This window comes from Mycobacterium sp. IS-836, from assembly GCF_001954275.1.
Taxonomy (GTDB): Bacteria; Actinomycetota; Actinomycetes; order Mycobacteriales; family Mycobacteriaceae; genus Mycobacterium.
The window spans coordinates 1-25,932 of record NZ_MBEU01000044.1 but is presented as its reverse complement, the minus strand read 5'-3'; the positions used below and the strand labels follow the sequence as shown (position 1 = coordinate 25,932).

The window sequence follows — 25,932 nt, the reverse complement described above, 5'->3', positions numbered from 1 at the left end:
AAGGACAACTTCACAAGACATGACTTCTCGTGATTTCGTAACGATCAAGGACGTTTTTGCGGACCTGACGATCGCTGCAATCAACTGCGCGGTGCTTCTGGCGCCGTACTCTGTTGACCCGGTTCTGACCCTGGAGTCGGCAACTGACGGTGGGCTGGACGTTCCGGCCGAATACGTGTCGGTTGGCCACTTCGAGAAGAAGGCCGGCGTCACGCTCACCAACAAGATCGACTCGACCGACATCGAGGCGTACGGCGAGCCCGAGCCCATCCGCACCATCATCTCGAAGCGTACGACTTCGTTCGACTTCGCGATGTACCAGAACCAGCGCAACGTGCTGGAACTGTTCTGGGCCGCGGACTTCTCTGGCGTCGTTCCGTCCGACTTCGGTGGTGTGGTTCTGGAAGCGCCTCCGGTGCCGAAGAACGTCTACTACCGGGCGATCATCCTGGGCCTCGACGACCGTAACGACCGGGAGATCTGGCCGTACTGGTTGCTGCCCAAGGTGAAGCTGAGCGACATCGACAACCAGCAGCTCAACGACGACGGCGTGATCGAGTACCACCCGACGCTGAAGGCGTTCAAGGACGGCACCACGGGCTACTCGGTTGCACAGGGCTTCGCCGGCCCCGGCTGGCGCGACCTGGTCCACAAGACCGGCTTCGTTGCTCCGGTTACGGCCATCTCGGCGACTCCGTCGACCGCGACCCTGACCGCTGCCACCGGTGCGAGCCACACCCAGCAACTGCTGGTCGAGGGCGACAACGGGGTCAACTACACCCCGGACTGCACCTTCACGTCCGCGGACCCGACGAAGGCGACGGTTTCGGCCGGCGGCCTGATCACCGGTGTTGCTGCCGGTTCGGCTGTCATCACGGCGCACTACACGCCGCTTGGTGGCACCGAGCTGACCGACACCGTTACAGCCACGGTCAGCTAACAACAACTGAGGAATGGAGGAGGGGGCTTCGGCCCCCTCTCCACCTACCTATTGGGAGAAAACGATTACCACCCGGAAATCACAATCGGCAGATAAGGCCGAGTTCGAGGACTTGTTCTCAGAACTCATTGCAACCGTGAGGGTGCCCGAGCCGCTGCGTGTGACCGCGGATATCGTCTTGGACTGCCCCACCAAGAAGCAGGTTAGCGAACTCCAGCGGACCGGCATCACCGAAGAGGAAGCCCAGCGCGTGATCTTCGGCGAGCACTACGACGCCGCGATGGAACTGTTCGACAACACATCGCTGTTCGTCTGGAACAAGTTCATGGAGCGCTACAACGCACACTTCTTTGGCGACCCCGACTCGGGAAAATAGCCTACGTCCGGAGCCTGGTTAACAGGTTCTGGGACGCAATCGAGTGGGACCTCGCCGACAAGGGGATCAACGCACTCGACTACTTCCTCGACATTCCCGGCCGCAACTGGGATCAACTCATCCGGTTCTATCAGACCTTCCTCAAGGTCAAGGGATCTTACATCTGGGCCTCCTACATGGAGGACCCCGAAGCGATCAAGCTGATGCTCAAGATCCCCGAATCTGAGTGGGCCAAGCCCGGACCACCGCCCCTGTTCGGTTGGAGCGACCTCATTGACAGGCTCACCGACTTGGGCGACCAGTTGATCGCCAGCCGTGCCCACGATGCCAAGAAGGTCCGGTTCTACCCGCGGCCGAAGATTCCCGCCGTTGTGATGCGCAAGCAGCAATCCGAATCGAAACGGGATGACGCGATCGAAGCATCACGGCGTAGGAATGCTGAACGTCGAGGACTTTAGTGCCGAAATAGATTGGCACACAACATAATTGAATAGCGAGGTGTAGTGTCCGAATACATTGCCGCACAGGCAGGCGTATTGCTCGTTCCGAGCACGGACGGCTTCATCAAGACGCTCAAGGCCAAGCTAGAGCCCGAGCTGGAGAAGTACCGCCCCGAGGTCACCGTCAAGCCGGTCCTCGACAAGAAGGCACTCGCTGGCGTTGCCGCCGAGATTGAAGGCCTCAAGGCCCTTGACAAGGACAAGGCCAAGGTCCAGCTCGGCGTCACGCTGGATAAGTCCTCGCTCGCCAAGAGCACTGCCGAGATCGAGGCCCTCCAAAGGGCTATCGGCGCGAACGAGGTAAAGATTCGCGTCAAGACCGACGAGGTCGACAATGCTCGCAAGAAGCTCAACAACATTGACAAAGAGCTGAGTGGCCTTTCGTCACAGGCGACCCAGGGTATTTTGATCCGCATCGCCCTCGTGGGCCTGCCGGCCGCTCTGGCTGGCATCCTGTCGCTGAATACCTCGATCGTTCAGCTCTCCCAATCGGCACTCCTGATCCCCGGTGCTATTGGGGGCGCCCTGTCCGTCCTGGGTACCTTCGCCACCGGCATCTCCGGTGTCAAGGCGGCCCTTCAGGCGGCCACCAAGGAGCAGGACAACGCCGTCACCGCGGCGCAGAAGTACGCCAACGGGCTCCGCACGGTCGACGAGGCCCAGCGCGGCGTCAACCGGGCCTACAAGGAAGCCAAGCGCAACCTTGAAGACCTGTACGCGCAGATGCGCGACGCCCCCCTCGATGAAGCCGAGGCCGCCCTCAACCTCGACAAGGCCCGCCTCGAAGAGGCCAAGAAGTGGGGCAAGACCGGCCTGGAGCAGCAGGAGGACACCCTCAACCGCATGAGGGCGGAGAACGCTCTCAATGACGCTCGCCGCAAGGGCTCCCGCATCGCCCAGGACTACGCCGAGGCCCAGGCCAAGGGTATCCAGGGCTCGGATCAGGTTGTCTCTGCCACCGACCGCTTGCAGAAGGCGATCGAGCAGCTCAACAACACGATGGGTCAGGACACGTTCTCCAAGGCGATGTCCAAGCTGGCGCCCGAGGCGCAGGGGTTCGTCAACCAGATCCAGGCCATGCGGCAGCAGTGGGACGCCTTCAAGCAGGGGGTACAGACCCACCTGTTCGCGGGCCTCGGCGACGAGGTCAAGAGGCTCGCCACCCTCCTGCCGACCGTCCAGGGCGGATTCAACCGCATCGCGGACGCGCTGAACGGGAATGTCAAATCCGCGATTGCCTCGCTCACCAGCAAGGGCAGTAAGTCCCTGCTGGATCAGATCTTCGGGAACTCGGCCCAGGCCCAGCAGCTTGTCTCGGGGGCGATCAACCCCCTGATTCAAGGGTTCCTTCAACTGGCCGCGACCGGCTCGAACTCCCTGCCCAAGCTGGCTAAGGGGTTCGTGGACCTGGCCACCCGGTTTGACAACTTCATTGCGAAGGCGGACTCGGACGGCCGACTCCAAAAATGGATCGATGACGGTATCAAGGCCGCGAGTGACCTCGGCTCGACGTTCGTCAACGTCGGCAAGATCCTCAAGGACCTCTCGGATATCTTCACCGCCGCCGGCGGCAAGGGTCTGCTGGAGCTACTGAAGTCCGGTACGGACCACATCCACCAGTTCCTCACGTCGGCCGATGGAAGTGCTGGCGTCAAGTCGTTCTTCCAGGACGTGCTTCAGCACGTTCGCCAGTGGGAGCCGATCCTCAAGAACATTCCCGGTCTGTTCGCCAACGTCGTTCGGGCCGGCGGTGAGATCGGCACTGCCGTTCTTCCGATCCTGCACGCGATCAGCACGCTTCTGTCTTCGCAGAATCCCCTCATTCAGGCGATCGTCACTGGGTTCCTTGGCTGGTGGGCCTTCCATCCGGTCATCCTGGCGACTCAGAACGTCCTCGCCACACTGGGCGCGAAGGTAAGCGCCGTCAAGACTGAGTTCGGCGAGAAGGGCCTCAAGGGGGCCATGGGCTCGTTGGCCGGCTTCATCAGGAGTGCGGGCTGGACGCTGGCTATTGCCGGCGCGCTGGAGGGTCTCGACAAACTGGGGGAGGCGCACCGTAAGGCGCGCGACGCCGCGGCCGAGCAGCAGCAGAAGCTGGAATCCCTCGCGCAGACCATCGACAAGGTCACCGGCAACGCCACTCCGCAAACAATCGCGGACACGGCGAAGGACTTTCAGGCCTACAAACTGCCAAGCGGCAAGAAGGTTGACATCAACTCGGACGCTCGCGGACTGGGCCTCAACCCGTCCGACGTGGTATCCGCTGCCGCCGACCCGACGCAGCAGGGCAAGAAGGACCAGATCCTCGACCAGCTCGACGCGCAGGTCCAGGCCAAGATCGAGGCATCCGACGCCTACAAGCGCAGCAAACCCTTCTGGGACGCTGCGGGTATCGACTCGCGCACGCTGGCCAAGGCCGCCAACGCCGATCCGGCATCGGTCGCCAAGGTTCAGCAGGCTATGAAGACTCCGGTGGACAACCTGCCATTTGGCGGGGGTGTCGCCAACGAGCTTCTGCGCGGCCTGTTCCACATCACCGGCGGTGGCAATATCTCCGCCGATCAGGCCAAGAGCGACAAGCTGGGTGGCCTGGAGGTGCCCGACCTAACCGACTTCGCCAATATTGGCGGTGCGTCGAGCAGTGTGGCAATCGCCACGCGCGACACCTCCAAGCGGTTGGGGGACGAGGCCCGGGCCAACGCCGGGTCCTCCGACATCGCCTCCGGTGCGCCGAAGGGCTGGCAGCTCAATCCGAACAACCCGTTCGCGCAGTACGGCCCCGACCCGCACCCGCGCCGCGACTCTTCGGGTAGCGGTTACATCACCCTGAACAGTCCGCCCAATCCCATCCCGGACTCCTGGAGGGCGAACGGCTGGGACGTTCAGACGGACTCAGGCGGCCGTGTCACGGTCACTATCCCGAAGGATGCCGCCGACCAGTACCTCTCGAAGGTGCCCGGCTTCGCCCATGGTGGGCAGATCTGGGGCTGGGGCGGCTCGACCGATGACATGAACCTGGCCCGGGTGTCGAATGGGGAGTTCATCTCCAACGCCGCCTCGGTGCGCAAGTACGGGCCTGACTTCTACCACGCGCTCAACAGCGGAACGATCGACCCGAGCATGTTGCCGGGCTTCGACGAAGGTGGTCAGGTCCACTTCCCGCTGGCTCCGCCGACGCAGCCGAACCCGAACCTGCCTGGATACAACGGGCCGACGATCCCCGGGGTTACTGGACCTCGGGACTCCACGATCCCGGGCAACCCGTTCATCCCCGGAACGCCGACGTACCCGACCGGACCGAACCCCAACGTCGGGGCGCCGCAGTCGACCAACAGCATCGGACCGTTCCCGGTTCCGCCAGGGGTCACACCGGTGCAGCCCGGCACGGGTCTCACGCCTTCCCCGAAGGCTCCGCAGATCCAGGGTGTCGGACCGCTGCCCGACCACGCCAACACGGGTGGGCCTTTCCAGCCCGGCCCTGGCGGGCCTGCGGCCGGTCCCGGCGTCACGCAGCCGCTGTCACCGCAGCCGGGCTCTAGCCCGAACAAGCCGCCGGTTCCGGTTACCCGGCCGCCGGCGCTGTCCAACAACGCGCATGTTCCGTCGCCAGGTGCCCCGCCCCCGGTTCCTCCGGGAGCGTCGGTACCCCGGCCCCCAGCGCCCGGCGTCCCGGGTCTGCTTGGCGGACTCGGCCAGGTCTTCAACCCGGCCAACATCCTCGCCAACCTGGGTCAGATCATCCTGGGCGCCATTTTCGGATTCTTCGGGCTCAACCCGCAGCCGATCCTCGGCTTCATCCAGCAGGCCTTCGGTGGCTCTGGCGGGATTCTGAACCAGTTCCTCGGCCAGGCCGACCCGAACGTGGCCAACATCCTGGGCAACCAGCCGGCGCGAAACGACGTGTTCAACCCGGACCTGGTCAACAACCTGCCGGGTGCTAATGGTCCCGGTGCCGCGCCCAGTTCCTTCACGGGCAGCGCTGCCGCGGCGATTCAGTACGCCCAGGAGCATGCCAAGGGGCAGCCATACGACTATGGCGGCTTCGGGCAGCCCGGCCGCGGATTCGACTGCTCAGGCATCGCCTCGGGCATCTACGCCGCAGCCACCGGCAAGTCACTCGACGCTCGCTACTTCACCACGGAGAGCGACTTCGCAGCGCTCGGCTTCCAGCCTGGCTATCAGGACGGTGCGCTCAACATCGGCGTGTACCGCGGCGGTGGGGGTCCGAACTCTCACATGGCCGTCACACTGCCGAACGGCGTGCATGTCGAATCGGGCGGTGCCAGTAACACCACCCAGTACGGCGGCACAGCGAAGGGCGCGCAGGACTTCCCCCTGCAATGGCACCTTCCTCTCGCGTCCCCCGGTGGGGTCACGCCGACTCCGCCGATACCGTCCGCGCCACCGCCGGCGCCCGGCGCCCCTTTGGGGCCGCCGACGCAGTTCGACAACAACACCTACGGCCCCGGTCACCCGTACAAGGGGCCGGCGCCCACCGCGGCCCCCTCGGGCTGGCACGCCAACTGGGATCAAATCGCCCAGGGCGAATCGGGTGGAAACTGGTCGATCAACACCGGCAACGGCTTCTACGGCGGCTTGCAGTTCAAGCAGTCGACATGGGAGCAGTTCGGTGGCACGCAGTTCGCACCGCGAGCGGATCTGGCGTCCAAGGATCAGCAGATCGCCATCGCCGAGAAGGTGCTGGCCGGTCAAGGCCCTGGAGCGTGGCCGCACACCTTCGTCAAGGCTGCCACCGGCGGACTCCTGTCCGGTCCAGGTACGGGCACGTCCGACTCGATCATCGCCCGCGTCTCTGATGGCGAGTTCATCAGCAAGGCCGCGTCGGTGAAGAAGTACGGACCGGACTTCTATCACGCCCTCAACAAGGGTGTGATCGATCCGTCGATGCTTCCCGGCTTCGCAGAGGGCGGACAGCCCGACGATCCCGAGGCACGGCGACGCCGGCTCCAGGACGCTCTGGGCGCACAAGCGATTCAGAGCAACGGTCCGATGGACCAGAACGCCAACCTGAAGAACGACCTTCCGGACCCCACGCTTACTCAGGCGCAGCAGTTGCAGCGTCCGAGCGCGGGGGATGCCCAGGCTCAGCAGATCCAGGCACCCGGTCCGCTCAAGGCGTCCTCGCCAGGCGTGGGGAGTATCAACGACAACTTCGGCGGTCTCACCCCGCCGCAGCCGCCACCTGCTCCCACGGCCGGTCCTCCGGTCACGGTCACTTCCCCGACGCCGGGGGCTGCGCCCCCAACCGGAGCGCAGTCGACACCTGACCCGCGGTCAATCCCGGCGAAGGGTCCGTCGAACGCCGAGCAGAACCACAACGCCCCCTGGCTTGATCAAGCCATCAAGGAGGGCTGGGCTCACGCCGGCGAACTGGCTGCCACCGCGGCCGGCACCGGCTTGGGCATGGTCCCTGGCGGTGGCGCTGCTTCCGGTGCGGCCAGTATGGCGATCTCGTCTGGTTTCCAGATCATCGGCAAGGACGTGGCCGCGGCGATGAACGTCCTCTCCAGTCTTGGGGTGGGCAACATCACCCCGGGCACGACCGCCGGCGCGTACGGCTCCCCGCTGCTCCCGCAGCAGCAGGACCCGTCACTGGCGGGACCGCGAGTGGTCAACAACTACGGCGACATTCACACCGCCTCCTACGAGCAGTTCTACCAAGGACAGCAGCGCAGGGAAGCGCAGCAGATGGCGCCGTACATGTCGACGCTGCCGAATTAAGTAGGAAATCTCAGGCACAGACCTCGATTCGGTGCAATTCCGCACCGTTTCGGGGGCTGTGCGCGGCATTTCAGGCATAACTCAATACAGGACAACTGAACATTGACGGATTACGTCAAAATCGAGCTTACCGGCCGTGACGGGTCCTATTGGTGCCTGGCCGGCCCGGGCGCAGGCCAACAGGGCATCACCATTTCGCCCAACATCCAAAACTTCATCGACGCCCCGGTTAAGACCCTCTGGGTTCCCGGACCTTTCGGCCAGCAGTACGCCGGCAAGCGCGTACAGCGCCGCGAGATGGTTTTCGCCGTCCAGATCTACGACGACGACCCGGACACGTGGGCGACGATCGACTCCCAGTGGCGATGGGCATGGGACTACGACGAGGAAGCAACCCTCTCTGTCACCACCTCCGATGGCACACGATCGATCGGCCTTCGCCTCCTAGAGGCACCCAAGCCTTACTACGACAAGGACCCGCACATCACCGCGGACAACCCGGTGGTGATGACTACCGCCGCGGAGTTCCCGTACTGGGTCGAGAAGCCAGACCAGTTCGACCTCACCACGGTCAACACTGATTTCACCTGGAAGCCTTTCGTCCAGAACAACGGTGACATTCCCGTTTGGCTGAGGTGGACGCTCACCGACCAGGCCTTGTGGAAGCTGCCCGACTTCTCGTGGGGCAACGACATGTACTCCCGCGGGCAGACCGACCTGGGCCGTACCGTTTACCTCCCCGAATTGGTGGAGGGCGAGAACGTCGTCGTCGACTCCGACCCGCGAGTCCAGACGATCGTCGCGGCCAATGACAACCCGGTCCAGCACCGGTGGAAGGGTCAAGACCTTCTTTACCCGCTGATGCCCGGCAAGTCGGGCAACATTCCGGTGACCGTCTCCAATGCGCCATTCGGCGCCGCGGCACGCCTTACCGTTCCGAAGTGGTTTAGCCGGCCTTGGTCGCGTCCGCACGTGGTGCGAGTGCCGTCATGATGAAGCTCGACGACATCGAGCGCATCTGCGGCGAGACCCGCGCTCGATACGAATCGCTGCGCAAATCCTTCCCACTGATCCGAATGTGGATCAACGACGGCCGCGGGGACGACCACAACATCCCCGCCGGCGCGGTCTGCATTGGCCGGATTGACTACACCGACACCATCAAGGGCTCATTCCCCTTCAAGAACAACACCCCCACCGAGGGCGTATTGCAGATTCGCGATGACCACTACATTGCGATGTTCTTGAAGGCGCTACCCAATGACGACGCCTGGAAGAAGAACGTCCTTATCACGGTCGACTTCTACGGCGGCAAGAAACGTTGGTCGGGACTTCTCGACAAGTGGAACATCCGCAATCGCGATGGGGTCCGCTACTTCGAGATGACGTTCCACGACGATCTCACCTTCCTGCAATACCTGCTCTGCCCGCCGAACCCATTGCTGCCCATTCCAATCTTCCAGTTCCCCAGGGTATTTCTCCTGGCCGGCCCGGCGAAATGGTGTATCTCCACTCTTATTCTCCTCAACCTAATCAGGAAAGAGGGGAACCTTTGGCAGGTACCAGATGACCCATTCGACTTGAGTCAATGGTTCCAGATTTTCGACTGGTCGAATTGGCAGTGTCTGATCCGATCGCCGTCCTTCTTCGAGGACGGTTCGCTGTGGACGTTCATGGCATCGCGCATGAACCCGGTCGACTCGGTTATGGCCGACGCTCTGGACGACGCGCAGTTGTCCATCACCTACCGCCGCATCCTCACGTGTGACGGCGAAATCGGTGAAGTGCCCGGCGTCCCCAATGTGCAGAACGGTTGCCTCGTCTTCGAGGTAGTCGACATGTCCAACGCCTACGGCGAAGAGGGCACAGCACAGGCCGGCAACGTCTTCGAGGGCTTCTTCCGAAGCATCGTCATCTACCTTCAGGGCTTCGTCGAGGACACGCTCAACACCACGCTCGATAGCGAGGCATTCCAGCCTGACGAGTACTACTCGAACGGCTGGCTGGGCACCGTCCCCGCGCACCCCTGGCTCGTCATACGAGATAACGAGTGGACTCCGATCGAGTCCGCCGACATGTCGTGGGGGCCAAGCAAGAACGTCTCGGTCATCGTGGGCGGTGATAACCCCTTCGTGGATGCGATTGCCCGATTGACCATAGAAGTGATCGGCAACCTGCTCGGTTACATCTTCCTGCTGGGATTCTCCTCGGCCGGTGAGATCGCGGCCGATGCCATCATGCCATTCCTGGTCGGAACCATCTTGGCCTGGCTGGAATGGAAGAACACTGGCCGCGCGCAACAGCTCGGGTGGATTCACTACCTGGAGCTGTACCAGCAGGGCGCCGAAAACAACGCCTGGTCCTTCTCCGCACTCGCCGCATTGCGCGGTGGGTTCCTGGTCGGCAAATCAGAGACCGATCACCTCATGGCCTTGCACGACTTTTGGGCGATCCCCGGCGTGCACTTCGATGTCGGCAACCGTATTGGATCTACGGTCGACTCACCAGGCATTGAGCAGATCATCTTTGTCAACCAGGTCGAGGAAATGACCGCGGCTTGGGACAACTCGGGCGACATCGTCCCGTATAGCTGGGAGATCCGCGCCGGCAAGTCACACCGCAACCTTTCAATGGGCGAGCGACTGGCACGCCTGGCGAAGAAGTTCAAAGAGGCGATGAGCAACCTTGGCGTGAGCCTCATCGCAGGTTAGTCATGAACACCGGCCCCGCTGTTGGCTTCGGCCATCAAGGGTCGGTTTTCTTTTCACAAGGGGAAATCATTCTTACTCAAGACCAATGCGACATGGAGAATCCGGAGCAGTTCGCGGCATGGGCTTTCGCCGCGGGGGTTCCTGACCCGAGGGGCAAGACCCTCCCGGGGAAGTTCCCGAACCAGCCGATGATCAACCCGAATTGTTTCGCCGCGTTCTCGCAGATGCTTTGGGATCTGGGATTCCGGCATCACGAGGAATTGCAGACCAAGTGGGTTAAACCGGGGACCGGTCCCTATAGCAACTTCCAGACCTGGGACTTGGTCGACGCCAAACCGGTCATGGAGCAAATCCTCGTTGAGGAGTTCCCCGAGATCGCCAAGAAGCTCACCCAGGTCACTCCGGAAAACCACCGCCAGGCGGTGAAGGAACAAACCGAGGCCCTGCAAGAGGCATTTGCCCGCCTCCAGGAGGCGCAAGAGCAGGCCAAGAACCACAGCCGCCACATGGAGGTGTTTCCGACCGAATGACTATGCCAAGCGGGGAAGCGGGGCTCGATCCCAACTTCGCCAAGGACGGCAGCACAAATACCGGCATCTCAAACCTGCCCGACAAGACGCAGGAAAATGTCACCAGCAGCTATGGCACGCAGGTATCTAACGACCCCGGTGTGACCAGTGCCGCCGGCCTTTTCGGCGGTCTCGTCAGCCTTGTCAACGCGGTCACCCAGGGCCTGGCCGACCTCATCAACGCCCTCTTCGCCGGATTTACCGGCGTGATTGGCGCTATCGCGAACGGCATCGTCGAGGTAATTGGTGCGATTGCCGACTTCATCGCTGGCATCTTCCACGGCTTCGGCCAGATCCAAGACGGCCTCTACAACTCCATCTCCGGTCAGAGCGCCGTTGGGGTGAACTGGTCCGACACGGCCCGCCAGGTCACCGACCTGAAGAACACGGTTGTCGACCTGCAATCCTCGATCGAGTCGATGCGATTCGAGCAACTCCCCCCCGGGGGGGCTAACCACGCCGACGAGTTCCTCACAAACACTGCCGCTGGATGGGGGGCTGGTTGGACGACGGCCGGCGACGGTACCTCATACATAAGTAACGGCCTGGTCGTTTGGCAGGACTCGGGAAGTGTGGCCCGCACTTACGGCGGATATAGGGCTGACGAGACGAAGTCTGATCTTCAGATCGTCTCGATGATTCTGAATACGACGATCGAGTACACCAGTTTCACTCCCGCCACTGTCGCTGGCAACCAGTTGCGCGGCCGGGTGGGTGACAACGGCAGCTCTTACATCTACGCGCGCCTCTATACCTACCAGGTCGAGATCGGTTGTGTCGTCAATGGCACCAAGCATGTCTGGGACACTTTCCCCCTGCCGGGTAATCCGCCGGTCGGATCACTGCTAGAGCTGCAATGCGGCACCGAGACAGACGCCAACGCGATTGAGGTGTTCCTTAACCGCGTGCCGATCGCCGGCTACACGGATACTGCCGCACAGGCCAAGAAGGGGGCCGGCTACCGCAAGGGCGGTATGGACATGTTCTCCGACGCCGGTCCATTCAGTAGCGAGGCAACGCCAGCCTTCATCGACCGCTGGGCTATGCGTGACCTTGCGCCCCCGGGTGTTGTGGGTAGTGGCATGGAGGTTAAGCGCCTCGGCGCCGGAACCGTAACGGCACTGGTGGGTAACCATCCGGTGCCTGGCGACTACTTCGACACGGTTGTCTATTGCACGGATGACCTGACCTGGGATACCCACACGTCGAAGATCACCGTCAGCAAAGACGGCATGTATATGTTGAAGTTCAGCCTGTTCCTCGGCACACCGCCGCCGTCTAACACTGCCCTGTATTCCTCGGTCTACGTCGACAACGGGACGGAACTACTAGGCGGACTGTATGTGATCGAGGGCTCTCCCGCGTTCGGCTCCCCGACAAATGTGGCCAACGTCGTCGGTGACTTCGCCCTCGCCCTCAAGGCCGGCGACGTGGTGCAGCCAAGTATCGCGATTGCGAGCAGCAACAACGTGAACCTGACCGGCGATCCGCTCGGCCAAGTGGCCTGGATGACATTTACGAAAGTTGGTTAGAAGTAGTGGGCCGATGGATTTCCCCCCGATACTTCCCTTCGGGGGAGTGGGAATGGGTTCGCCCTAACGCGGTTGGTGCGATTGTTCCGCAGTTATCGGCAAGTGCAACCCTGCTCGGGCCGGTATTGAACAATGATGCGGTTCAACCTTTGGTGACCGGAGCATCGGCCGCTATGCCGGCACCGACCGTGACGACCCGCACCCTGCTTAATGCACAGCAACTTGCGGCAAACCTGGCCATTCCAACGCCGAGGCTGATCACCAAAGAGCCGGCCACTGTTCCGGGCTCCTCGGCGGGAATGAAGGCCCCGACCATCATCGCGGGCCGGTTCATTCAGCCGTTCGGCAGCACGCTCGCGCTGATCGGGGGCGTACCAGTCGTCACCAATACGGCCTACATCAATGTGGCGCCTTCGGGTGCGACTCTGCATCTAACCGGCGGTACACCGGTTGTCACCCTGACGACGGTTAACCCACCCGTCTTCGATGCGGTTACCAATTTTACATCTACCACCGCCAACCATACTGGCACCGCCGGCGCTGACGCTTTCGTATTTATCATCACTGACGAGTCGATCACGGTCGGGGCCCCCACCTATGGCGGTACGGCCATGACCCAGATCGCTACCGGCCAACTGGCCGGCGGTCAGACTGGCTGGGGTGTGGGTCAAATTCGGGCCTATCGTCTCAGCGGTATCCCGGGCGGCGCCCAGACCGTAAACCTAAGTTTAAGTGGTGGATTTGCGGCCAACATCAGTGCCGTGGTGATCACCTATAAGGGCGTGACGGCAGTTTCCACGCCGACCGTCATCACCGGATCTGGTTCAACTGTCTCGCAGTCCCTATCCACAACACAGGCCGGCCAACTTCTCCTAGATGCCCTACTCGGAACGGCCACGGGCTCTGGTGGTGCGTTCACTTCGGTTTCGGGCGGAACGGGACGTTCCAACATCAACACCGCCAATACCGCGCTAGCGGTTAGGGAGTCGAGCGCATCGACCACCTTCTCGGCTAGCGGTGCAGGCATTCAATGGTACGGCGGTATAGGCATGGTCCTTAGTGGTTCATAAGCAAAGGCATAACTAAATATGGCAGCAGGCGCTTGGACGCCCACAAATAGCACGCGAACGAAAATCCTGAATGGAACGTTCGACTGGCAAAACGGCTCATGGAAAGTCGCCCTGTTCACTTCTGCGAGCAACCTGGGCGTGTCTAGCACGACCTACGCCGGCGTCACCAACGAGGTCGCGAACGCCAACGGCTACACCACCGGTGGGCAGGCGGTGGCATTCACGATGTCTGGCACCACCAGTGTGACAGCATCCTTCACCACCAACCCCTCGTGGGTTGCCAGCGGTGGCAGCATTGTGGCCCGATACGCCGCGATCTACAAGGTGGGCGGCGATATCGCGTTCTTCTGTCTCCTGGATTCCACGCCCGCCGATGTAACGGCATTGTCGGGCAACATCCTCCAGATCGACAGCGACGGCTCGCCCAGCCCAGTCTTCACGCTCGCCTAGAGCATTCAACAACTTAATACAGGAAGTCATCCGTGGCTGTAACAGCTAAATTCTATTCGTCGTTCTTCCTGAGCGTGCTCAACAAGGAAGTCGACCTCGACGCCGACACGATCAAGGTCATGTTGTGCACCTCGGCCTACTCGCCTAACCAGGACACGCACCGCTACAAGTCGGATGTCACCAATGAGATCACCGGTACCGGATATACCGCCGGTGGCGTGAGCATGACATCGATTCAGATCACATACAACGCGACGACCAACACCATCACCATTGACGGTGACGACGCGCAGTGGACGAGTGCGACATTCACCGCCCGGTATGCGGTCATCTATGACACCACCCCTTCCGGCGATTCCGCGCGCCCGCTGATCGGCTACGTCGATTTCGGTGCTGACATCGCCGTCTCGGCCGGCACGTTCACCGTCTCCTGGGATGCGGCCGGCTTCGGCACTGTCGTCGTCGCCTAAGAGGAGGCCATCTTGATCGGGATCAACCCGAAGATGGACACCCTTGTTCTGACAAAGGGCATGGGTTTCCAGGCAACATTTCACGACGACACCGATTGGCCGGCCGGCGCCCAAGCGAAGCTCACCTTCTATGACTCGGTCGGGTTGGTCATCGCCACACTCACCGCCGTTCCGGACGGCAAGGATTTCGTCTTCAATGAGCCAGCGGCGAACGTTGATGATATCCCGCATGGCGCGGCATTCGAGTTCACCGTCAAGTTCGCCGGCTACGACCCGATAGCGCTGTCCTATGGGACCGCGATCCGCAAGGAGCCGCGATTCCCGGATGCGCCGCCCACGGATATCTCCGACACGGCACTGCTATTCCAGGACGACTTCCAACGCACGGATGTCGGACCGCGCTGGATTCGGATCAATGGCACACTCAAGCTCCTGCCGAACGCCGGCGATTTGAATAACAAGTCCCTGGTGGCGCTACCAAACCCGGCAGCGACATTGTTCTACGCACCGCTCAATGGTGACGACGTAACAATCAGTTGCAAGGTCTTCGGTTCGTCCGGAACGCCTAACGCGGCCGAGCAGAACGGCATCGTTTTGTGCTCCGACTCGGGAATGACTTCCTACATCGGTGTCACTTTTGAGATGAGCCCAACCGCCGGCAACAACAGATGGCACATCGTCAAGGGCACCGGCCCCACCGCCTACACCAATGTGCAGACGGTGACCCGGAACACCACCACCAACGAGAACGTGACGGTGGTCTACAACTCGCTCACGGACACGGTGCTGGTCTATCGCAACGGCGACTTCACTACGCCGGTCATGTCCGCATCCGGCATCGCCGTTCAACACGGCCTTGGGTACCGGTACACGGGATTCAACTTCATTCCCAATAACCCATTCACCGGACCCGGATTCAGCTATTGGCGTGCCCAGGATGGCGTGCTGGTTGGCACTCACTAAGAGGGGAAACAACTTAATGGTAAAACTGACGCCCTATTGGCATAAGGCGGCAGTCATCGCTGGCACCGTTGTCAGCATCTCGTCATTGGGCCTGGCCGAACTGGTCAAGGTTCTCCCGCCCGACAAGGCGGCAATCATCGCCACGGCCATCTCGGTCCTCAATGCGATCCTGCTGTTCCTTCAGCGGGGCGAACCGATCATCGAGCAGCTCGACAACGACCTGTCGGACAACCCGGTTCCGGATCACCCCGGCATGGGCGGTAGCGAGAGGGTGCTCGAATACGACCACAGCATTGTCGCCCAGGAGAGGTACTACGACTGTGGGCCGGCATCCACTCAGGTCGTCCTGAATGGCCGCGGCGTCATCAAGTCGGAGAACGATCTGATCTCCGATGAGCACACCACGGTCGACGGCACCAACGACATCTCCTACATCACCCCGGTCCTTAACCAGTACTTGCCCGAGGCGAACTACCAGTCGGTCTACATGCCGAATGATCCGCCCACGCAGAGCGACAAGGACCAGCTTTGGGCGCACATCACGCAGTCGATCGACGGCGGCTACGGATTGGTCTTTAATTTCGTCGCTCCGCCCTCCAATTACCCGCGTGGGGTAAAGGGGTCGGTCAGTCCGAGTTATGGCGGTGGAACGGTATTCCACTACGTCTCCTGCATGGGCTACGACCCTGACGAGCGCGCAGTGTGGATTGCCGACCCCGGATTCACTCCGTTCGGCTACTGGTGCTCGTTCGATCAGGTGGCCACACTCATCCCGCCCAAGGGCTACTGCTACGCCAATGTCGCGCCGGCCCCACAGCCGGCGCCGCCGCCCGCTCCAGAACCTGCGCCGGCAGCGCCACAGGACACGCTCTGGGCCGATGTGTCAGAACACCAAGTCCCGGTCGACGATTCCTACAAGTACGAGTGGATTGCCATTCGCTCGAATGACGGCGATTACCGGGACCAGAAGTTCGCACAGAACTACGCCTGGTGCGTCAAGGCGTGCGATGAGGGCTGGGTTGACGACCAGGGTGTCTTCCGCAAGCTGAAGGGCTTCTTCGTCTACTTCTACTGGCACACCAATTGGCAGACCTGCGTTGACACGCACCGCCGAGTGGTCCAGGGCGTAGGCGGCCCGCATCCAAAGATGGTCTCGATGATCGACGCCGAACGCGGCGGCAATCCTCCTGGCGACTTCTCGGACGCGCTGAATGCAACCGACGACGCATTGGTGTCATGGCTGGGAGATGGCCGGCGAGTTGTCGCATACGGCAACACCGGTGACCTCAACAGCATGTGGTCCAACCGTCGTGAAGACCAACTGATCGTCGCCTCGTATGGATCGAACCCGGACTTCCCGGGCAAGTTCGCCCACCAGTACACCGATGGCGGTGGTTACGGCGGCGGCCTTCCAGAGGGCGCCAGTCCATTCGGCAATTGCGACATGAACTCCGCGGACGGCTACAGCCCCGATGCACTCGCTGTCGCGCTCGGAGTGGCTGACGCACCCCAACCGAAACCCACCCCGGAGGTACCCGTGTCGAATCCGCCCGCCATTCCCAAGCCGGCAGACATGGCCACCCAAACCAGTCAGGTATGGGACCAGTTGCTTTTGCGCTGGGACATGCTCAACGGCCGCACCCCCATCGAGGCCATTGCCGAGATCGGGCAGAAGCTCGGTCTCCCGTATAGCCCCCCAAGCAATTAGGAGCAAAGCACTACATGGCTGACGCCAACGACATCAACAACCTGCTGGGCGGCCCCGGCAGCCCGGCGAATCCCGCCGACACGATCATCGTGTACGAAGGCGCCACTCAGGCTGACAACGGATTTACTCCGTGGAAGGCCTGGGACTTGCGTGGCTGGGTCCGCACCCTTGTCCACGACCTGTTGCGCTTCCGCGCCATGTCCGAGGGCAAGCCGGATGGCAAGACGATCAAGCGCGGCCTCTATGACTGGATCGTCCGCATCGCCTACCAGACCGACCAGAACAACGCCATCCTGCGTCGCATTGCGGCGGCCCAGAAGGTAGACATTTCGGACCTCGCATGAGCCGGCCGCTGTTTATCAGCGTCAATGGCACCGGAGTCCCGGACCCTTATGGCCCGGGCTTCTCCGGTGATATTGGCCGTGCACTGACCGACCCGTGGAACAACGTGATGGCCTCCTTCTGGGGTCCAGAACTCGCGAACGTCTTCGACTGGCAACCGATCGGCTACGACGCCGCGGTGATGGGTATGGACAAGAGCGCCCGCGGCGCGGTCTACCGCAAGCCGGGTACCTACAGTTCGGACGACACCGGCGGCATCGTTGCCCAGGTGCTCGCTCGTCCCAAGGGCACGAAGCACGTCCTCTCGGGCTATTCACAGGGCGCTATCGCAACCGGCATCTGCCTTGTCGAGTGCTACTTCGACCCGAAGGGTCCGCTGAATGACCGCCTGTCAGATCTGAAGGGCGTCGTCAATTTCGGTGACCCGAAGAGGTCTCCGGGCATCGCCAATGGGAACAAGGTCGCCGGCCTCCCCATGCCGAAGAAGCTGGATGGCTACACCACCGGTGGTATCGCCGGCCCGGGTTGCCTCAAGCCGGATCAAACGCCCGACTGGTTATTGAGTTGCGCATTGGACGGCGACCTGTACGCCGCGGCGCCGGTCGGGGATGACCCCTGGCACAACGAGCCACTGGTCGGCCAGATCGAGACCAGGATCTACGACTTCATCCAGAGCGGCAAACTCTCGACCGGCATCATGGCCATCGCCAAGGGTATCGCTCAGGAGTTTGAGCACCCGCTCGCCAACACCGTCGCATTGGTGCAGGCCATCGTGAATGGTCTCACCTTCGCCGCACAGGGTGTCCAGGCGCCTCACTGGCTCTACGGCCCATTCGTGCCCGCGATGGTCGAATGGATTCTGGCGCAGGTCTAGTTGAAACGACGAGACCTGTTCCGATATGCAGCAGCGATCGGAGCGGCAGCCGGCATTGCCGGCTCACTCCCGCCGATAGGCGATACGGAGTTGAAGCTCGGCAAACTGACCGCCACTCCTGAAGCTGCCGCCCTGCGCCTGTGCGACTACGTTGCCAACGTTCCGCCGCCGCCAGCAGAGTTCGGCCACCACAACACGGTCCCCTTCTGGGGGATGCTCGCCAACGACAAGTACGGCGACTGCGTGTTCGCCGGCGCCGCCCACGAGCACCTGCTCTGGACCGCCGAGGCCGGCCAGCCCGTCACCTTCAGCGACGCCAACGTGATCGCCGCGTACGCCAGTTGTACCCACTTCAACCCGTTCCTTCCGGACCCCAATCCGACCGACCGGGGAACCAACGTCATCAAGGCGCTGGACTTCCGCAAGAAGTACGGCATCGCCGACGCCAAGGGAACGCTGCACAAGATCGAGGCATACGCCCGCATCAACCCCAATCCGGACGCCATCGCCCAAGCGGCATGGTTGTTCTCCGCGGTGGGTGTCGGCATTCAAATGCCGATGTCGGCGATGAACCAATTCAAGGCCGGCCAACCGTGGGATGTCCCGCGCGGCTGGAGCCCGAATGTTGGTGGCCACTATGTGCCGATCATCGGTCGCATCAATGGATATCTGGTGTGCGTCACCTGGGGGAGGCTTCAGTTGATCACGCCCAAGTTCCTGGCAAAGTTCTGCGACGAGGCCTACGCCATTTTCAGTCCGGAGTTCCTGAAGGACGGAAAGTCGCCGGAAGGATTCGACAAGCCGGCGCTCATTACCGACCTGAACGGCATGGCCGCCTGACCTAGAGAGAATTATGGAGTTTAGCGAAGATACCGATTATGTCGGAGACGACTTTGACGGTGACGTAGTCACCCTCGTCTCCAATGTGGGGGGCCGGAAGGACCGGAAGTTCTCCCGCAACTATGCCTGGGCCAAGCACGCCGCCGACCGCGGCAAGATCCGCCGCATTGTCGTCAAGGTTGTCGCCAACGGCGAGTCCTACCGCACGGTGGACGCATTCCGCCGGGCAGTGGGCACCCCGCATCCCGCGGCGCGGTCCTACGTGCACGGCGAGCCGGCTCACGCCATGGCGATCGTCGATGAGGTGACCAAGATCCTACCCGGCCACAGCAAGGACGAGGAGCGCCCCGCTCGGGGTCGCAAGCCGCGCAATGAGTCGCCGGCCGAGCCCCCCGTCGACGCCACATCCGAAACTCAAGAAGAGGAAAAGACAGAGGAATGAGTTTTCTCACTGAGGCCCTGAAGTTCGGGCCGAAGGTGCTGGACGCCGCGGTAGGCTTCCTGCCGGCGCCGGTCGCCAACACCATCCGCTCTGCCCGCAAGGCGATCGTCGCCGTTGCCGGCGCCAGCCTTGGTGTACTCGCCGCCCTGGACAAGCTGCCCCTGCCCCCGCAGGTTGAGGGCATCGTGTCCGTCGTGTCGGTGGTCGCCACAGGGATCGTCACCTACTGGACCCCCAACGCATCATGACGGGAGAGTGGGCTCGCCTACTCACTGAGCACTGGCCCACCCTGACCCTGACCATCGCCGTTCTGATCGGCATCTACTACGTGGTGCGGACCCTGGCCTTGACGTTCGACGCCGTGGCCGACGCCCTCGGCCCGCTGGGAAAAATCTGGCGGGCTCGTAGGACGATCTCCCAGGCAGAGAGTACCGACTTGCGCCGGCGGGTGGAATACCTCGACTCACAGGTACGCGCCCTGCGCTACCGCGACGAGTGCTACTTCGCCTACACGCTCATGGACCACGACTGGCATGTGCGTAACGAACTCCTGGCCCGCGAGCATGGGCTCGTCCTGGAGCGCCACGTCACTTTCCTGGAGTTCCGCGACAAGTGGATGCGTGATCACCAACTCGAAAACGAGGACATCAAGATTTGGCAGTAGTCACTGTCTACGTTCCTGACGAACCCTGCACGTACTGCAACTCCACCAAGTTGCGACTCAGCCAGAAGAAGATCCCGTTCGACACTGTGGTCGCCGACGTGGAGACAGTCGCCCGTTTCCAGTCGGAGGGCCATCTGGCCTACCCGGTGGTGGTGGTGGACCTCGGCGATGGCGCCGGCTGGTCCTGGAGCGGATTCCGCTACGACCACATTAGCCGCCTGGCCGAGCTGCTCGACGAGGCGGCGTAGTTACCGAAGATTCACGCCGACCCTATGGGGTAAGCGAAGATCTGCCCGATGACATATTTCACCGGGTCATTGTCCAGTGTCGGTTGCGCCCAACGCCCGGCGCCATATTTCTGCGCGTTCTGTGCCCGCTCCAAGGCTTTGTCCCCGGTAAACACGTCACTCACCGGTTCGTCTGCTTGGCCGGGTCTGCGGGCGAGGACCACGAAACCCAACGGCTCAGTCATCGCGGGGGTCCGAACTGTCGGCACTGAGCGCAGAGTCGGCGCCGCACACAGGAGGCGACTTCGACCATCAGGCAGGTGATAGAAATCTGCCCGCAGCCGTCGCAGCAGCCGAAGTGCTCGTACATGGTGATAATCCTTCCCACCGATAAGGGTCCGATCATGTCAAGCTGGCGTTGACCTTGGCCACGTCCATCTGGGCCTCGGCATACTGGTTTTCCAGCCACGCCCAGACCGCATCCGATCCCCTCTCCACGAGAAGTCGGGTTGGCTCGTCGGCCATCGTGTATCCGCTGTTGACGTAGCATCCCGGCCACCCGTAGCAGGTATCCCCTGGTTGGGGTTCACGGCGGTCCTGATCTTCGTAGCAGGGCCGCGCGGTGTGAAACTCCACGAACGCCCCACGCGGGTATTCACCATTCCGTGCAAGGCGGTGATGCGCGGGCACGGTGGGCAGATCCCAGCCGGTCGAAATCACCAGCGTGACCTCGGCGTCGGGGCCACGCACCGTCATGTGCATCTCAGCGTTGTGCCGGCCGTGCGACCCACCCGTCCCCGGCTTGCAGTTCTCCGAGCCGTGGACGCAGGGCCGGACCCCGATGCAGTCGTAGGCGGGCCGAACGGTGACGATGCGTTCCAAGGTGCTCATGGTGTTCCTGTCAACTGAGTGTCTGATAAGTGGGCCTGAAGTCAGCTCGCCGCTTGGTAGGTTTCGGCGAAAACGAACGGGTTGCATGGGTAGAAGCCCAGCTTGTCGCGGATGATCCACTCGCCCGGCGTGATTGGCACCCAGCAGGCGTTGGCGTCCACCCACAGCTTCGGCTCGGGGTAGGCCAGCGGCACAAACCGCAGGTACTCGTTGCCCTCGTCATCGGTCTTGGTCCCGCAGAACTCGATCACGGCGGGGTTATTCTCTCCGGTCCATTGGATCGCCTCGACCACGACGGGCTGCTTCTGGTAACGCTGTGGTGCGTCCATGTCTGATAATCCCTTCGTCTGAAGTCAGGGCATCTCGCGGCCACCGAAGCAGTCGCAGAAGTGATATGAGCGGCGGCATTCGGGGCACTGGTAGGTCGGCGTCATCAGGCGGCGGAACCAGCCGTAGCGCCAGAGAAGCCGTTTCATTTCACTGTGAGCATGAATGGCACGCCAACCAGCGGTAGCAGCATGAGAAACATCCACATGTGATCATTCACCGATAACTCCTTGTCTGATAACGGGTTCTTACGTCGTGGGTGGGTGCCAGGCGTCCACGTTGGCCTGCACTGCGCGCCGTTGTGCGTCCAGGGCGTCCCAGTACCGCTGGCGCGCCTCTCGGACCGCCTCTTGAGCCACTGTGAGGTCGCGTAGTGCCGCCTCCGCGATAGCCTTAGCTTCCTGGCGCTCCCGCCAGGTTCGCTCTTTCAGCGTCTCTACCATGTGTCTCCTCTGCCGATAACTAGGCGCTATGACCATTTGCACGGGACATGGGCACGTTCGTCAATGATGCTGCTGGCCTGGTACCAGTTGAGCGCCATCACGCCACCCATAATGTTGCGTACGGCGTCGTCGTAGTTGTGACCACAACCGCACGGGCACAAGTGTTCATCCGCGCGGCGACCACACCCGCACCCGCAGGGAATGTGTCCGAATTCCACCGATAACTCCTTACTGTGTCGTCATGTCCGGTACCGGTACTGCACCGCACTGACCGCCTCCCACCGCCCCCTCCCGGGCAGGTATGGCGCGAACATCAGTGCCGCGACGGCCTGGTTGGGTGCCACGCAAGCATCCAATACAGTGCCGTTCCACGTCAGGTACCAGCGGTTTCCGTGCGTATTGGTCAAAACATACATTGCATTAGAGTGACCGTCCTGCTGTACGCCAAAACACGCTGGCCCGATCTCGCCGGTTTCGGATCGCCGTCCCACGTGTATGGGCGATCGGCGCCGTAGCGGCGCAGCGGACCGGTCACGACATGCCACACCCCGGCCAGCGCGAGCGCCAGCGCCTCCCGTGCGTGGCCCATCAGACCACAAGCCCCGTCGTCATCCCTACGTTCCCCGAGGGAGGCGGCGGGGCTTGTTTGCTTTGGGGGAGGTAGCGCCCGTTCTCCGGGCAGTACACCCCCACCGCGTCGACCGCCACGATGGCCGCGATGGTCTTGGTCCAGTTCCAGGTCTGCATCAACCCCTCGACTGTCTTGATGAAGTCCTGCGAACTGGCCAGGTAGTTGCACGAGCCCTTGCCGGCGTCGGAGACCAGCGTGCAATCACTGACCCGGATGCCGGCGGTCTCCTGATGCCTGTCCATCTCTTGTTCGACGGCCTGGCAGAACTGCCGATCGCTGACCTGGGGGCCGGCCTCGACGATGGGGGCCTCGAACACGCCGGCGACCATGAAGGCCAGCAGCGCTAGCACGGCACGTATCATGATGGTGCTCCTTTCCGTGGGGCAGCCCGAGGGGTCTGGGGTCCAATCCGGCCCCTCGGGTCTTGAAGTGGTTATTCAGTTGTCGCCGTTAATGACGCGGTAGATGTCGCGCGCTAGGTCGCCCACCTCACTGTGGCCCCACCGGTCGAGATACGGGGATAGGAGTCGGACGATTTCATTAAGTTGCGGTCCGACCCCTTTTGCGTCGCCGTCGTAGTCGATCGCATGTCTGCGGTCACCCCTCATTAGGTGACCAAGCAGCGCCTGGTGCGCACGTACTGGATCGGAACTGACCGCGAACCAGCACCGGGGGTAGGGGCATTGAAGCCCCAGCCTCTCCGTCACTTCTCCGTCAGCCATATGCCCAATCCTCTGCATTCCCTCGGTGGCGGGAAGTCGCCGTAAATGCCCTTCACATTCCCCTGCTGCACCCACCAGTGCTCTCGATCCGCATTGCGCTCCAATCGCCGTACTCTTTGCCGCTCAGCTTCGCGCTGGGCGGCCATTTTGCGTTTCCAGGCCCTCCACTCCAGCGGCGCGAGTTTGTACGCCAGATAGACGCTGAGGGCCAGTACGGTCGCTTTCCAATAGAGCACCGCGGCGCAGGAAACGATCAGCAGGAGGAACCACATCAGCGGGAGGTGATCTCGCGTGCCCTCATCGACAACGCCACCTGCAACTGATAGGCCGCCGCCGGCGTAACCCCGATCGAATAGGGACCGCCCTCGCCCTGGATGTTCATGACCACGAAGTTGCCCTCGGTGGTCACCTCCAGTCCGGTTGCGACGATCATGACGCGCCGGCCTCGGAGAACAACTTCTCCTTCTCGGAGTCGGTGTGCTCGGTCTCGAATTTGTCGACCACGTCTTTCGGGATCTTGCCGCGGTCGGACACTTGTAGTCCCTGCTTCTTGGCCCACGCCCGGATGGCGTCGTTGTCGGCCTTGGCCTGGGGGGAGCGGACCCGGGTGCGGTGACGTGTCGCCGCCCTGCCCTTCTTGCGGGCTTTGGAGATCCATTGCTCCATGGCCTTGTCGAACTTCTTGTCGTTCGCCGTGGACAGGTCGATCTGGTAGGCCGTGCCCTTGTAGGAGAAGTCAACCGTCCCCTCCGCGGCAGTGCCGTCCAGGTCATCGACCAGTCGGTGAATTACTTCTGTTGCCACTCTGTGTTCCTCTCGGAGTTGTCATTGGAATAACGGATGCAATCATGACGGACAATGCAGTGCATTGTCAATGCCTACTCATCACATTGGTGCCACAGAGTTGGTTGTACTGGAGCAGCGGTGAGCATCTTCTGCGGAATGAAGTCCAGGCCGCGGTGACAATCAATCGTCAGGTTGAAGGGTTGAGTGGTGTCGACCTCGATCTCCGCCACTGGCATACGTCCGCGCGGTTCGCCGAGTAAATCGTGGAACAGATCATGGTCAGCACCAAGGCTGCCCCACACTCGGATGGTGAAGTGCGGCGTCATTCCCAGTTCTGTCATGCGATCCTCACCTTACCGCCGTACTGCATCATCAGGCAGAGCAACATCCACTGCTCATCGGTCAATTCATCGTTGCGATCCAGTAGGTTCTCGCACAGAACGAGCGTCAGTTGTCGTTTGACCGGGTAGCGGAGCCACTGTTCGCGCGGGAACTGCGGCCAGTCGGGTGGTAATGGCGTCGCCGGCGGCAAGTCGGTCAGATCGAATACTTCCGACCAGTGACTCAGGTCAAAGTCCTGCGGTATGCGTGCCGCGGCGGCAGCGGCCCACTTCTCGCCGACCCGCAGTTCGAGTTCATCCAGTTCGTCCATCATCACGCCCACGTCCCGCGGCGCCGGTGAGTAATTGCGGCGACCTCGAAGAACAGCTTGAACAGGGATGGTCGGACCAGTCGGTTGAGCTTTTGAAAGCGGTGAAAGTCCTCGAATACCGTCCGGAATCCCGACTCGCTAGTTCGGTATGCGTCGAAAACGCGGTCTAGTACGGCCTCGGACCAGGGGTAGTCGCACGCTGCCGCACTGAGAGTGCTGTAGGTGTTGGAAACCCACCCTGTACCGAACGGCTCCATGATGGCGCCGGTCGAGCGTTGGCGGTGAAGATCGCGGGTGAGAAACTCGTCGACGGCATCCCCGTTGCGGTCATGAAGATCAATGGACAACGCGGCGGAGATCCGCCCGACCTCCTGGCGCCAGTCATTGAGCAGATTCGCGTAGTCGACAAACACCCGGGGAATGCCGCGGGTCTTCTGCTCGGCCACCAGGTTGAATTTCAACCACAAGGCGCTCGACAACTCTGGGGACAGTCCACCGCTGGCGACGACCGAGGCGACAACTTCCTGCGGGTGGCGCACCGCTATCACGGTGGCCACGTTGAAGCCGGCCAGGAGTGCCGCCCCGAACCATGCATCTGAGAGAACAGTGATTCTCGGGTCCTTGATCACCACCACAGGCGCGGCCGGCAAGGTGGAAAGGAGCTTCCGGACCTCGGCGATACAGTCGGCCCTCGCCTCGCCTGTCAGCTCCTCCTGGAGGCGCAGCGTCGGGTCAAACATGGTGCTGCCGTAGCGGCGCAGGAGTGTCTCGTTGAGGTAGTTCACCTCCCGCGATTCCCAATGGCCGCGGGGATTGTCTGGCATCGCGCCGACCAGCTTGGCGGGAAGTGTCCCGCCGCACAGCGACAGGACCCGCGCAAGAGCCGAGGTCCCGGACCTGTTCATGCCAAGTACGAACAGGAGGGTGGGGCGGCTCGTCGTCATGCAATCATCTCCAATCGAATGTGCAGGAAATGCAGTACATTGTCGCAGCAATGCAATCCTCTATCTAGGCAAAACAGCGCATTTGTTAGGTATGCCCTAACCGCATTTTCCGGAAC

30 protein-coding genes are annotated in these 25,932 nt (G+C 62.0%); 20 read left to right on the top strand and 10 right to left on the bottom strand.

Annotated features, from left to right (window positions below; genetic code table 11):
• The first annotated feature begins 19 nt into the window (after positions 1-19).
• The 20 genes from A5747_RS12750 (at position 20) to A5747_RS12650 (ending at position 20,441) form a co-directional block, all read left to right on the top strand.
• Positions 20-940: an Ig-like domain-containing protein gene (locus tag A5747_RS12750; RefSeq protein WP_076124696.1), complete on the top strand. Its 921-nt coding sequence runs from the start codon at positions 20-22 to the stop codon at positions 938-940.
• A gap of 136 nt (positions 941-1,076) precedes the next feature.
• A complete protein-coding gene (locus tag A5747_RS12745; RefSeq protein ID WP_233148033.1) occupies positions 1,077-1,316 on the top strand; it encodes a hypothetical protein in 240 nt (79 codons plus the stop codon).
• Between the two features lie 176 nt (positions 1,317-1,492).
• Positions 1,493-1,774, top strand: coding sequence for a hypothetical protein (locus A5747_RS12740; RefSeq protein WP_076124691.1), 282 nt, complete (start codon positions 1,493-1,495; stop codon positions 1,772-1,774).
• Positions 1,775-1,819: 45 nt separating this feature from the next.
• Positions 1,820-7,558, top strand: a complete 5,739-nt coding sequence (locus tag A5747_RS25675; protein ID WP_076124689.1) for a transglycosylase family protein — start codon at positions 1,820-1,822, stop codon at positions 7,556-7,558.
• Positions 7,559-7,660: 102 nt separating this feature from the next.
• Positions 7,661-8,551, top strand: a complete 891-nt coding sequence (locus tag A5747_RS12730; protein ID WP_076124687.1) for a hypothetical protein — start codon at positions 7,661-7,663, stop codon at positions 8,549-8,551.
• Positions 8,548-10,269 carry a hypothetical protein gene (locus tag A5747_RS12725; RefSeq protein WP_076124685.1) on the top strand — a complete coding sequence of 574 codons (1,722 nt, stop codon included), beginning with the start codon at positions 8,548-8,550 and terminating at the stop codon, positions 10,267-10,269. Before A5747_RS12730 ends, A5747_RS12725 begins: the two co-directional genes overlap by 4 nt.
• A 2-nt stretch (positions 10,270-10,271) precedes the next feature.
• Positions 10,272-10,799: a hypothetical protein gene (locus tag A5747_RS12720; protein WP_083700382.1), complete on the top strand. Its 528-nt coding sequence runs from the start codon at positions 10,272-10,274 to the stop codon at positions 10,797-10,799.
• Positions 10,796-12,370, top strand: coding sequence for a hypothetical protein (locus A5747_RS12715; protein ID WP_142245555.1), 1,575 nt, complete (start codon positions 10,796-10,798; stop codon positions 12,368-12,370). The genes A5747_RS12720 and A5747_RS12715 overlap by 4 nt, the downstream gene beginning before the upstream one ends.
• Positions 12,371-12,543: 173 nt before the next feature.
• Positions 12,544-13,440, top strand: a complete 897-nt coding sequence (locus tag A5747_RS12710) for a hypothetical protein (protein WP_076124681.1) — start codon at positions 12,544-12,546, stop codon at positions 13,438-13,440.
• A gap of 18 nt (positions 13,441-13,458) precedes the next feature.
• On the top strand, positions 13,459-13,890 hold the full coding sequence (locus tag A5747_RS12705) for a hypothetical protein (protein ID WP_076124679.1): 432 nt from the start codon (positions 13,459-13,461) through the stop codon (positions 13,888-13,890).
• A gap of 32 nt (positions 13,891-13,922) precedes the next feature.
• Entirely contained in the window at positions 13,923-14,360 is a 438-nt protein-coding gene (locus A5747_RS12700) for a hypothetical protein (RefSeq protein ID WP_076124677.1), read from the top strand.
• Positions 14,361-14,372: 12 nt separating this feature from the next.
• A complete protein-coding gene (locus A5747_RS12695; RefSeq protein WP_076124675.1) occupies positions 14,373-15,323 on the top strand; it encodes a hypothetical protein in 951 nt (316 codons plus the stop codon).
• Positions 15,298-17,031 carry a C39 family peptidase gene (locus tag A5747_RS25475; protein ID WP_233148032.1) on the top strand — a complete coding sequence of 578 codons (1,734 nt, stop codon included), beginning with the start codon at positions 15,298-15,300 and terminating at the stop codon, positions 17,029-17,031. The genes A5747_RS12695 and A5747_RS25475 overlap by 26 nt, the downstream gene beginning before the upstream one ends.
• Before the next feature lie 14 nt (positions 17,032-17,045).
• Entirely contained in the window at positions 17,046-17,375 is a 330-nt protein-coding gene (locus tag A5747_RS12680) for a hypothetical protein (RefSeq protein WP_076124673.1), read from the top strand.
• Positions 17,372-18,247, top strand: a complete 876-nt coding sequence (locus tag A5747_RS12675; RefSeq protein WP_076124670.1) for a cutinase family protein — start codon at positions 17,372-17,374, stop codon at positions 18,245-18,247. The genes A5747_RS12680 and A5747_RS12675 overlap by 4 nt, the downstream gene beginning before the upstream one ends.
• A 90-nt stretch (positions 18,248-18,337) precedes the next feature.
• Entirely contained in the window at positions 18,338-19,087 is a 750-nt protein-coding gene (locus tag A5747_RS12670; protein WP_076124668.1) for a hypothetical protein, read from the top strand.
• Positions 19,088-19,100: 13 nt separating this feature from the next.
• Positions 19,101-19,529: a hypothetical protein gene (locus A5747_RS12665; protein WP_076124666.1), complete on the top strand. Its 429-nt coding sequence runs from the start codon at positions 19,101-19,103 to the stop codon at positions 19,527-19,529.
• Positions 19,526-19,777: a hypothetical protein gene (locus A5747_RS12660; RefSeq protein ID WP_076124663.1), complete on the top strand. Its 252-nt coding sequence runs from the start codon at positions 19,526-19,528 to the stop codon at positions 19,775-19,777. Before A5747_RS12665 ends, A5747_RS12660 begins: the two co-directional genes overlap by 4 nt.
• Positions 19,774-20,193: a hypothetical protein gene (locus tag A5747_RS12655; RefSeq protein ID WP_076124661.1), complete on the top strand. Its 420-nt coding sequence runs from the start codon at positions 19,774-19,776 to the stop codon at positions 20,191-20,193. Before A5747_RS12660 ends, A5747_RS12655 begins: the two co-directional genes overlap by 4 nt.
• Positions 20,184-20,441, top strand: coding sequence for a hypothetical protein (locus A5747_RS12650; protein ID WP_076124658.1), 258 nt, complete (start codon positions 20,184-20,186; stop codon positions 20,439-20,441). The genes A5747_RS12655 and A5747_RS12650 overlap by 10 nt, the downstream gene beginning before the upstream one ends.
• Positions 20,442-20,452: 11 nt before the next feature.
• Here the strand turns inward: A5747_RS12650 and A5747_RS12645 are convergent, their stop codons facing one another.
• The 10 genes from A5747_RS12645 to A5747_RS12590 all read right to left on the bottom strand — a co-directional run bounded on the left by A5747_RS12645 (position 20,453) and on the right by A5747_RS12590 (position 25,816).
• Entirely contained in the window at positions 20,453-20,665 is a 213-nt protein-coding gene (locus tag A5747_RS12645) for a hypothetical protein (protein ID WP_076124656.1), read from the bottom strand.
• A 157-nt stretch (positions 20,666-20,822) separates the two neighbouring features.
• Positions 20,823-21,311, bottom strand: a complete 489-nt coding sequence (locus A5747_RS12640; protein WP_076124654.1) for a hypothetical protein — start codon at positions 21,309-21,311, stop codon at positions 20,823-20,825.
• Between the two features lie 41 nt (positions 21,312-21,352).
• Positions 21,353-21,640 carry a hypothetical protein gene (locus A5747_RS12635; RefSeq protein WP_076124652.1) on the bottom strand — a complete coding sequence of 96 codons (288 nt, stop codon included), beginning with the start codon at positions 21,638-21,640 and terminating at the stop codon, positions 21,353-21,355.
• A 1,029-nt stretch (positions 21,641-22,669) separates the two neighbouring features.
• Positions 22,670-23,074 (bottom strand): DUF732 domain-containing protein, encoded by a 405-nt coding sequence (locus tag A5747_RS12620; RefSeq protein WP_076124644.1) that lies wholly within the window; start codon positions 23,072-23,074, stop codon positions 22,670-22,672.
• Positions 23,075-23,415: 341 nt separating this feature from the next.
• On the bottom strand, positions 23,416-23,706 hold the full coding sequence (locus tag A5747_RS12610; protein WP_076124639.1) for a hypothetical protein: 291 nt from the start codon (positions 23,704-23,706) through the stop codon (positions 23,416-23,418).
• Complete coding sequence (locus tag A5747_RS25075) at positions 23,706-23,867, bottom strand: hypothetical protein (RefSeq protein WP_158070265.1); 162 nt, start codon at positions 23,865-23,867, stop codon at positions 23,706-23,708. Before A5747_RS25075 ends, A5747_RS12610 begins: the two co-directional genes overlap by 1 nt.
• Positions 23,864-24,238, bottom strand: coding sequence for an Lsr2 family protein (locus A5747_RS12605; protein WP_076124637.1), 375 nt, complete (start codon positions 24,236-24,238; stop codon positions 23,864-23,866). The genes A5747_RS25075 and A5747_RS12605 overlap by 4 nt, the downstream gene beginning before the upstream one ends.
• A 74-nt stretch (positions 24,239-24,312) precedes the next feature.
• On the bottom strand, positions 24,313-24,561 hold the full coding sequence (locus A5747_RS12600; RefSeq protein ID WP_142245553.1) for a hypothetical protein: 249 nt from the start codon (positions 24,559-24,561) through the stop codon (positions 24,313-24,315).
• The gene (locus A5747_RS12595; protein WP_142245552.1) at positions 24,558-24,875 is read right to left on the bottom strand and encodes a hypothetical protein; all 318 of its coding nucleotides are present in this window, start codon (positions 24,873-24,875) and stop codon (positions 24,558-24,560) included. Before A5747_RS12595 ends, A5747_RS12600 begins: the two co-directional genes overlap by 4 nt.
• Positions 24,875-25,816 (bottom strand): sulfotransferase family protein, encoded by a 942-nt coding sequence (locus tag A5747_RS12590; protein ID WP_076124629.1) that lies wholly within the window; start codon positions 25,814-25,816, stop codon positions 24,875-24,877. The genes A5747_RS12595 and A5747_RS12590 overlap by 1 nt, the downstream gene beginning before the upstream one ends.
• Between the last annotated feature and the right edge of the window lie 116 nt (positions 25,817-25,932).

Coding starts and splice junctions, on each gene's coding strand:
- A5747_RS12750 (WP_076124696.1), top strand. CDS start 20: ATGACTTCTCGTGATTTCGTAACGATCAAGGACGTTTTTGCGGACCTG.
- A5747_RS12740 (WP_076124691.1), top strand. CDS start 1,493: ATGGAGGACCCCGAAGCGATCAAGCTGATGCTCAAGATCCCCGAATCT.
- A5747_RS12725 (WP_076124685.1), top strand. CDS start 8,548: ATGATGAAGCTCGACGACATCGAGCGCATCTGCGGCGAGACCCGCGCT.
- A5747_RS12720 (WP_083700382.1), top strand. CDS start 10,272: ATGAACACCGGCCCCGCTGTTGGCTTCGGCCATCAAGGGTCGGTTTTC.
- A5747_RS12715 (WP_142245555.1), top strand. CDS start 10,796: ATGACTATGCCAAGCGGGGAAGCGGGGCTCGATCCCAACTTCGCCAAG.
- A5747_RS12710 (WP_076124681.1), top strand. CDS start 12,544: ATGCCGGCACCGACCGTGACGACCCGCACCCTGCTTAATGCACAGCAA.
- A5747_RS12705 (WP_076124679.1), top strand. CDS start 13,459: ATGGCAGCAGGCGCTTGGACGCCCACAAATAGCACGCGAACGAAAATC.
- A5747_RS25475 (WP_233148032.1), top strand. CDS start 15,298: ATGGCGTGCTGGTTGGCACTCACTAAGAGGGGAAACAACTTAATGGTA.
- A5747_RS12680 (WP_076124673.1), top strand. CDS start 17,046: ATGGCTGACGCCAACGACATCAACAACCTGCTGGGCGGCCCCGGCAGC.
- A5747_RS12675 (WP_076124670.1), top strand. CDS start 17,372: ATGAGCCGGCCGCTGTTTATCAGCGTCAATGGCACCGGAGTCCCGGAC.
- A5747_RS12665 (WP_076124666.1), top strand. CDS start 19,101: ATGGAGTTTAGCGAAGATACCGATTATGTCGGAGACGACTTTGACGGT.
- A5747_RS12660 (WP_076124663.1), top strand. CDS start 19,526: ATGAGTTTTCTCACTGAGGCCCTGAAGTTCGGGCCGAAGGTGCTGGAC.
- A5747_RS12655 (WP_076124661.1), top strand. CDS start 19,774: ATGACGGGAGAGTGGGCTCGCCTACTCACTGAGCACTGGCCCACCCTG.
- A5747_RS12645 (WP_076124656.1), bottom strand. CDS start 20,665: ATGACTGAGCCGTTGGGTTTCGTGGTCCTCGCCCGCAGACCCGGCCAA.
- A5747_RS12640 (WP_076124654.1), bottom strand. CDS start 21,311: ATGAGCACCTTGGAACGCATCGTCACCGTTCGGCCCGCCTACGACTGC.
- A5747_RS12635 (WP_076124652.1), bottom strand. CDS start 21,640: ATGGACGCACCACAGCGTTACCAGAAGCAGCCCGTCGTGGTCGAGGCG.
- A5747_RS12620 (WP_076124644.1), bottom strand. CDS start 23,074: ATGATACGTGCCGTGCTAGCGCTGCTGGCCTTCATGGTCGCCGGCGTG.
- A5747_RS12610 (WP_076124639.1), bottom strand. CDS start 23,706: ATGTGGTTCCTCCTGCTGATCGTTTCCTGCGCCGCGGTGCTCTATTGG.
- A5747_RS25075 (WP_158070265.1), bottom strand. CDS start 23,867: ATGATCGTCGCAACCGGACTGGAGGTGACCACCGAGGGCAACTTCGTG.
- A5747_RS12600 (WP_142245553.1), bottom strand. CDS start 24,561: ATGACAGAACTGGGAATGACGCCGCACTTCACCATCCGAGTGTGGGGC.
- A5747_RS12595 (WP_142245552.1), bottom strand. CDS start 24,875: ATGATGGACGAACTGGATGAACTCGAACTGCGGGTCGGCGAGAAGTGG.
- A5747_RS12590 (WP_076124629.1), bottom strand. CDS start 25,816: ATGACGACGAGCCGCCCCACCCTCCTGTTCGTACTTGGCATGAACAGG.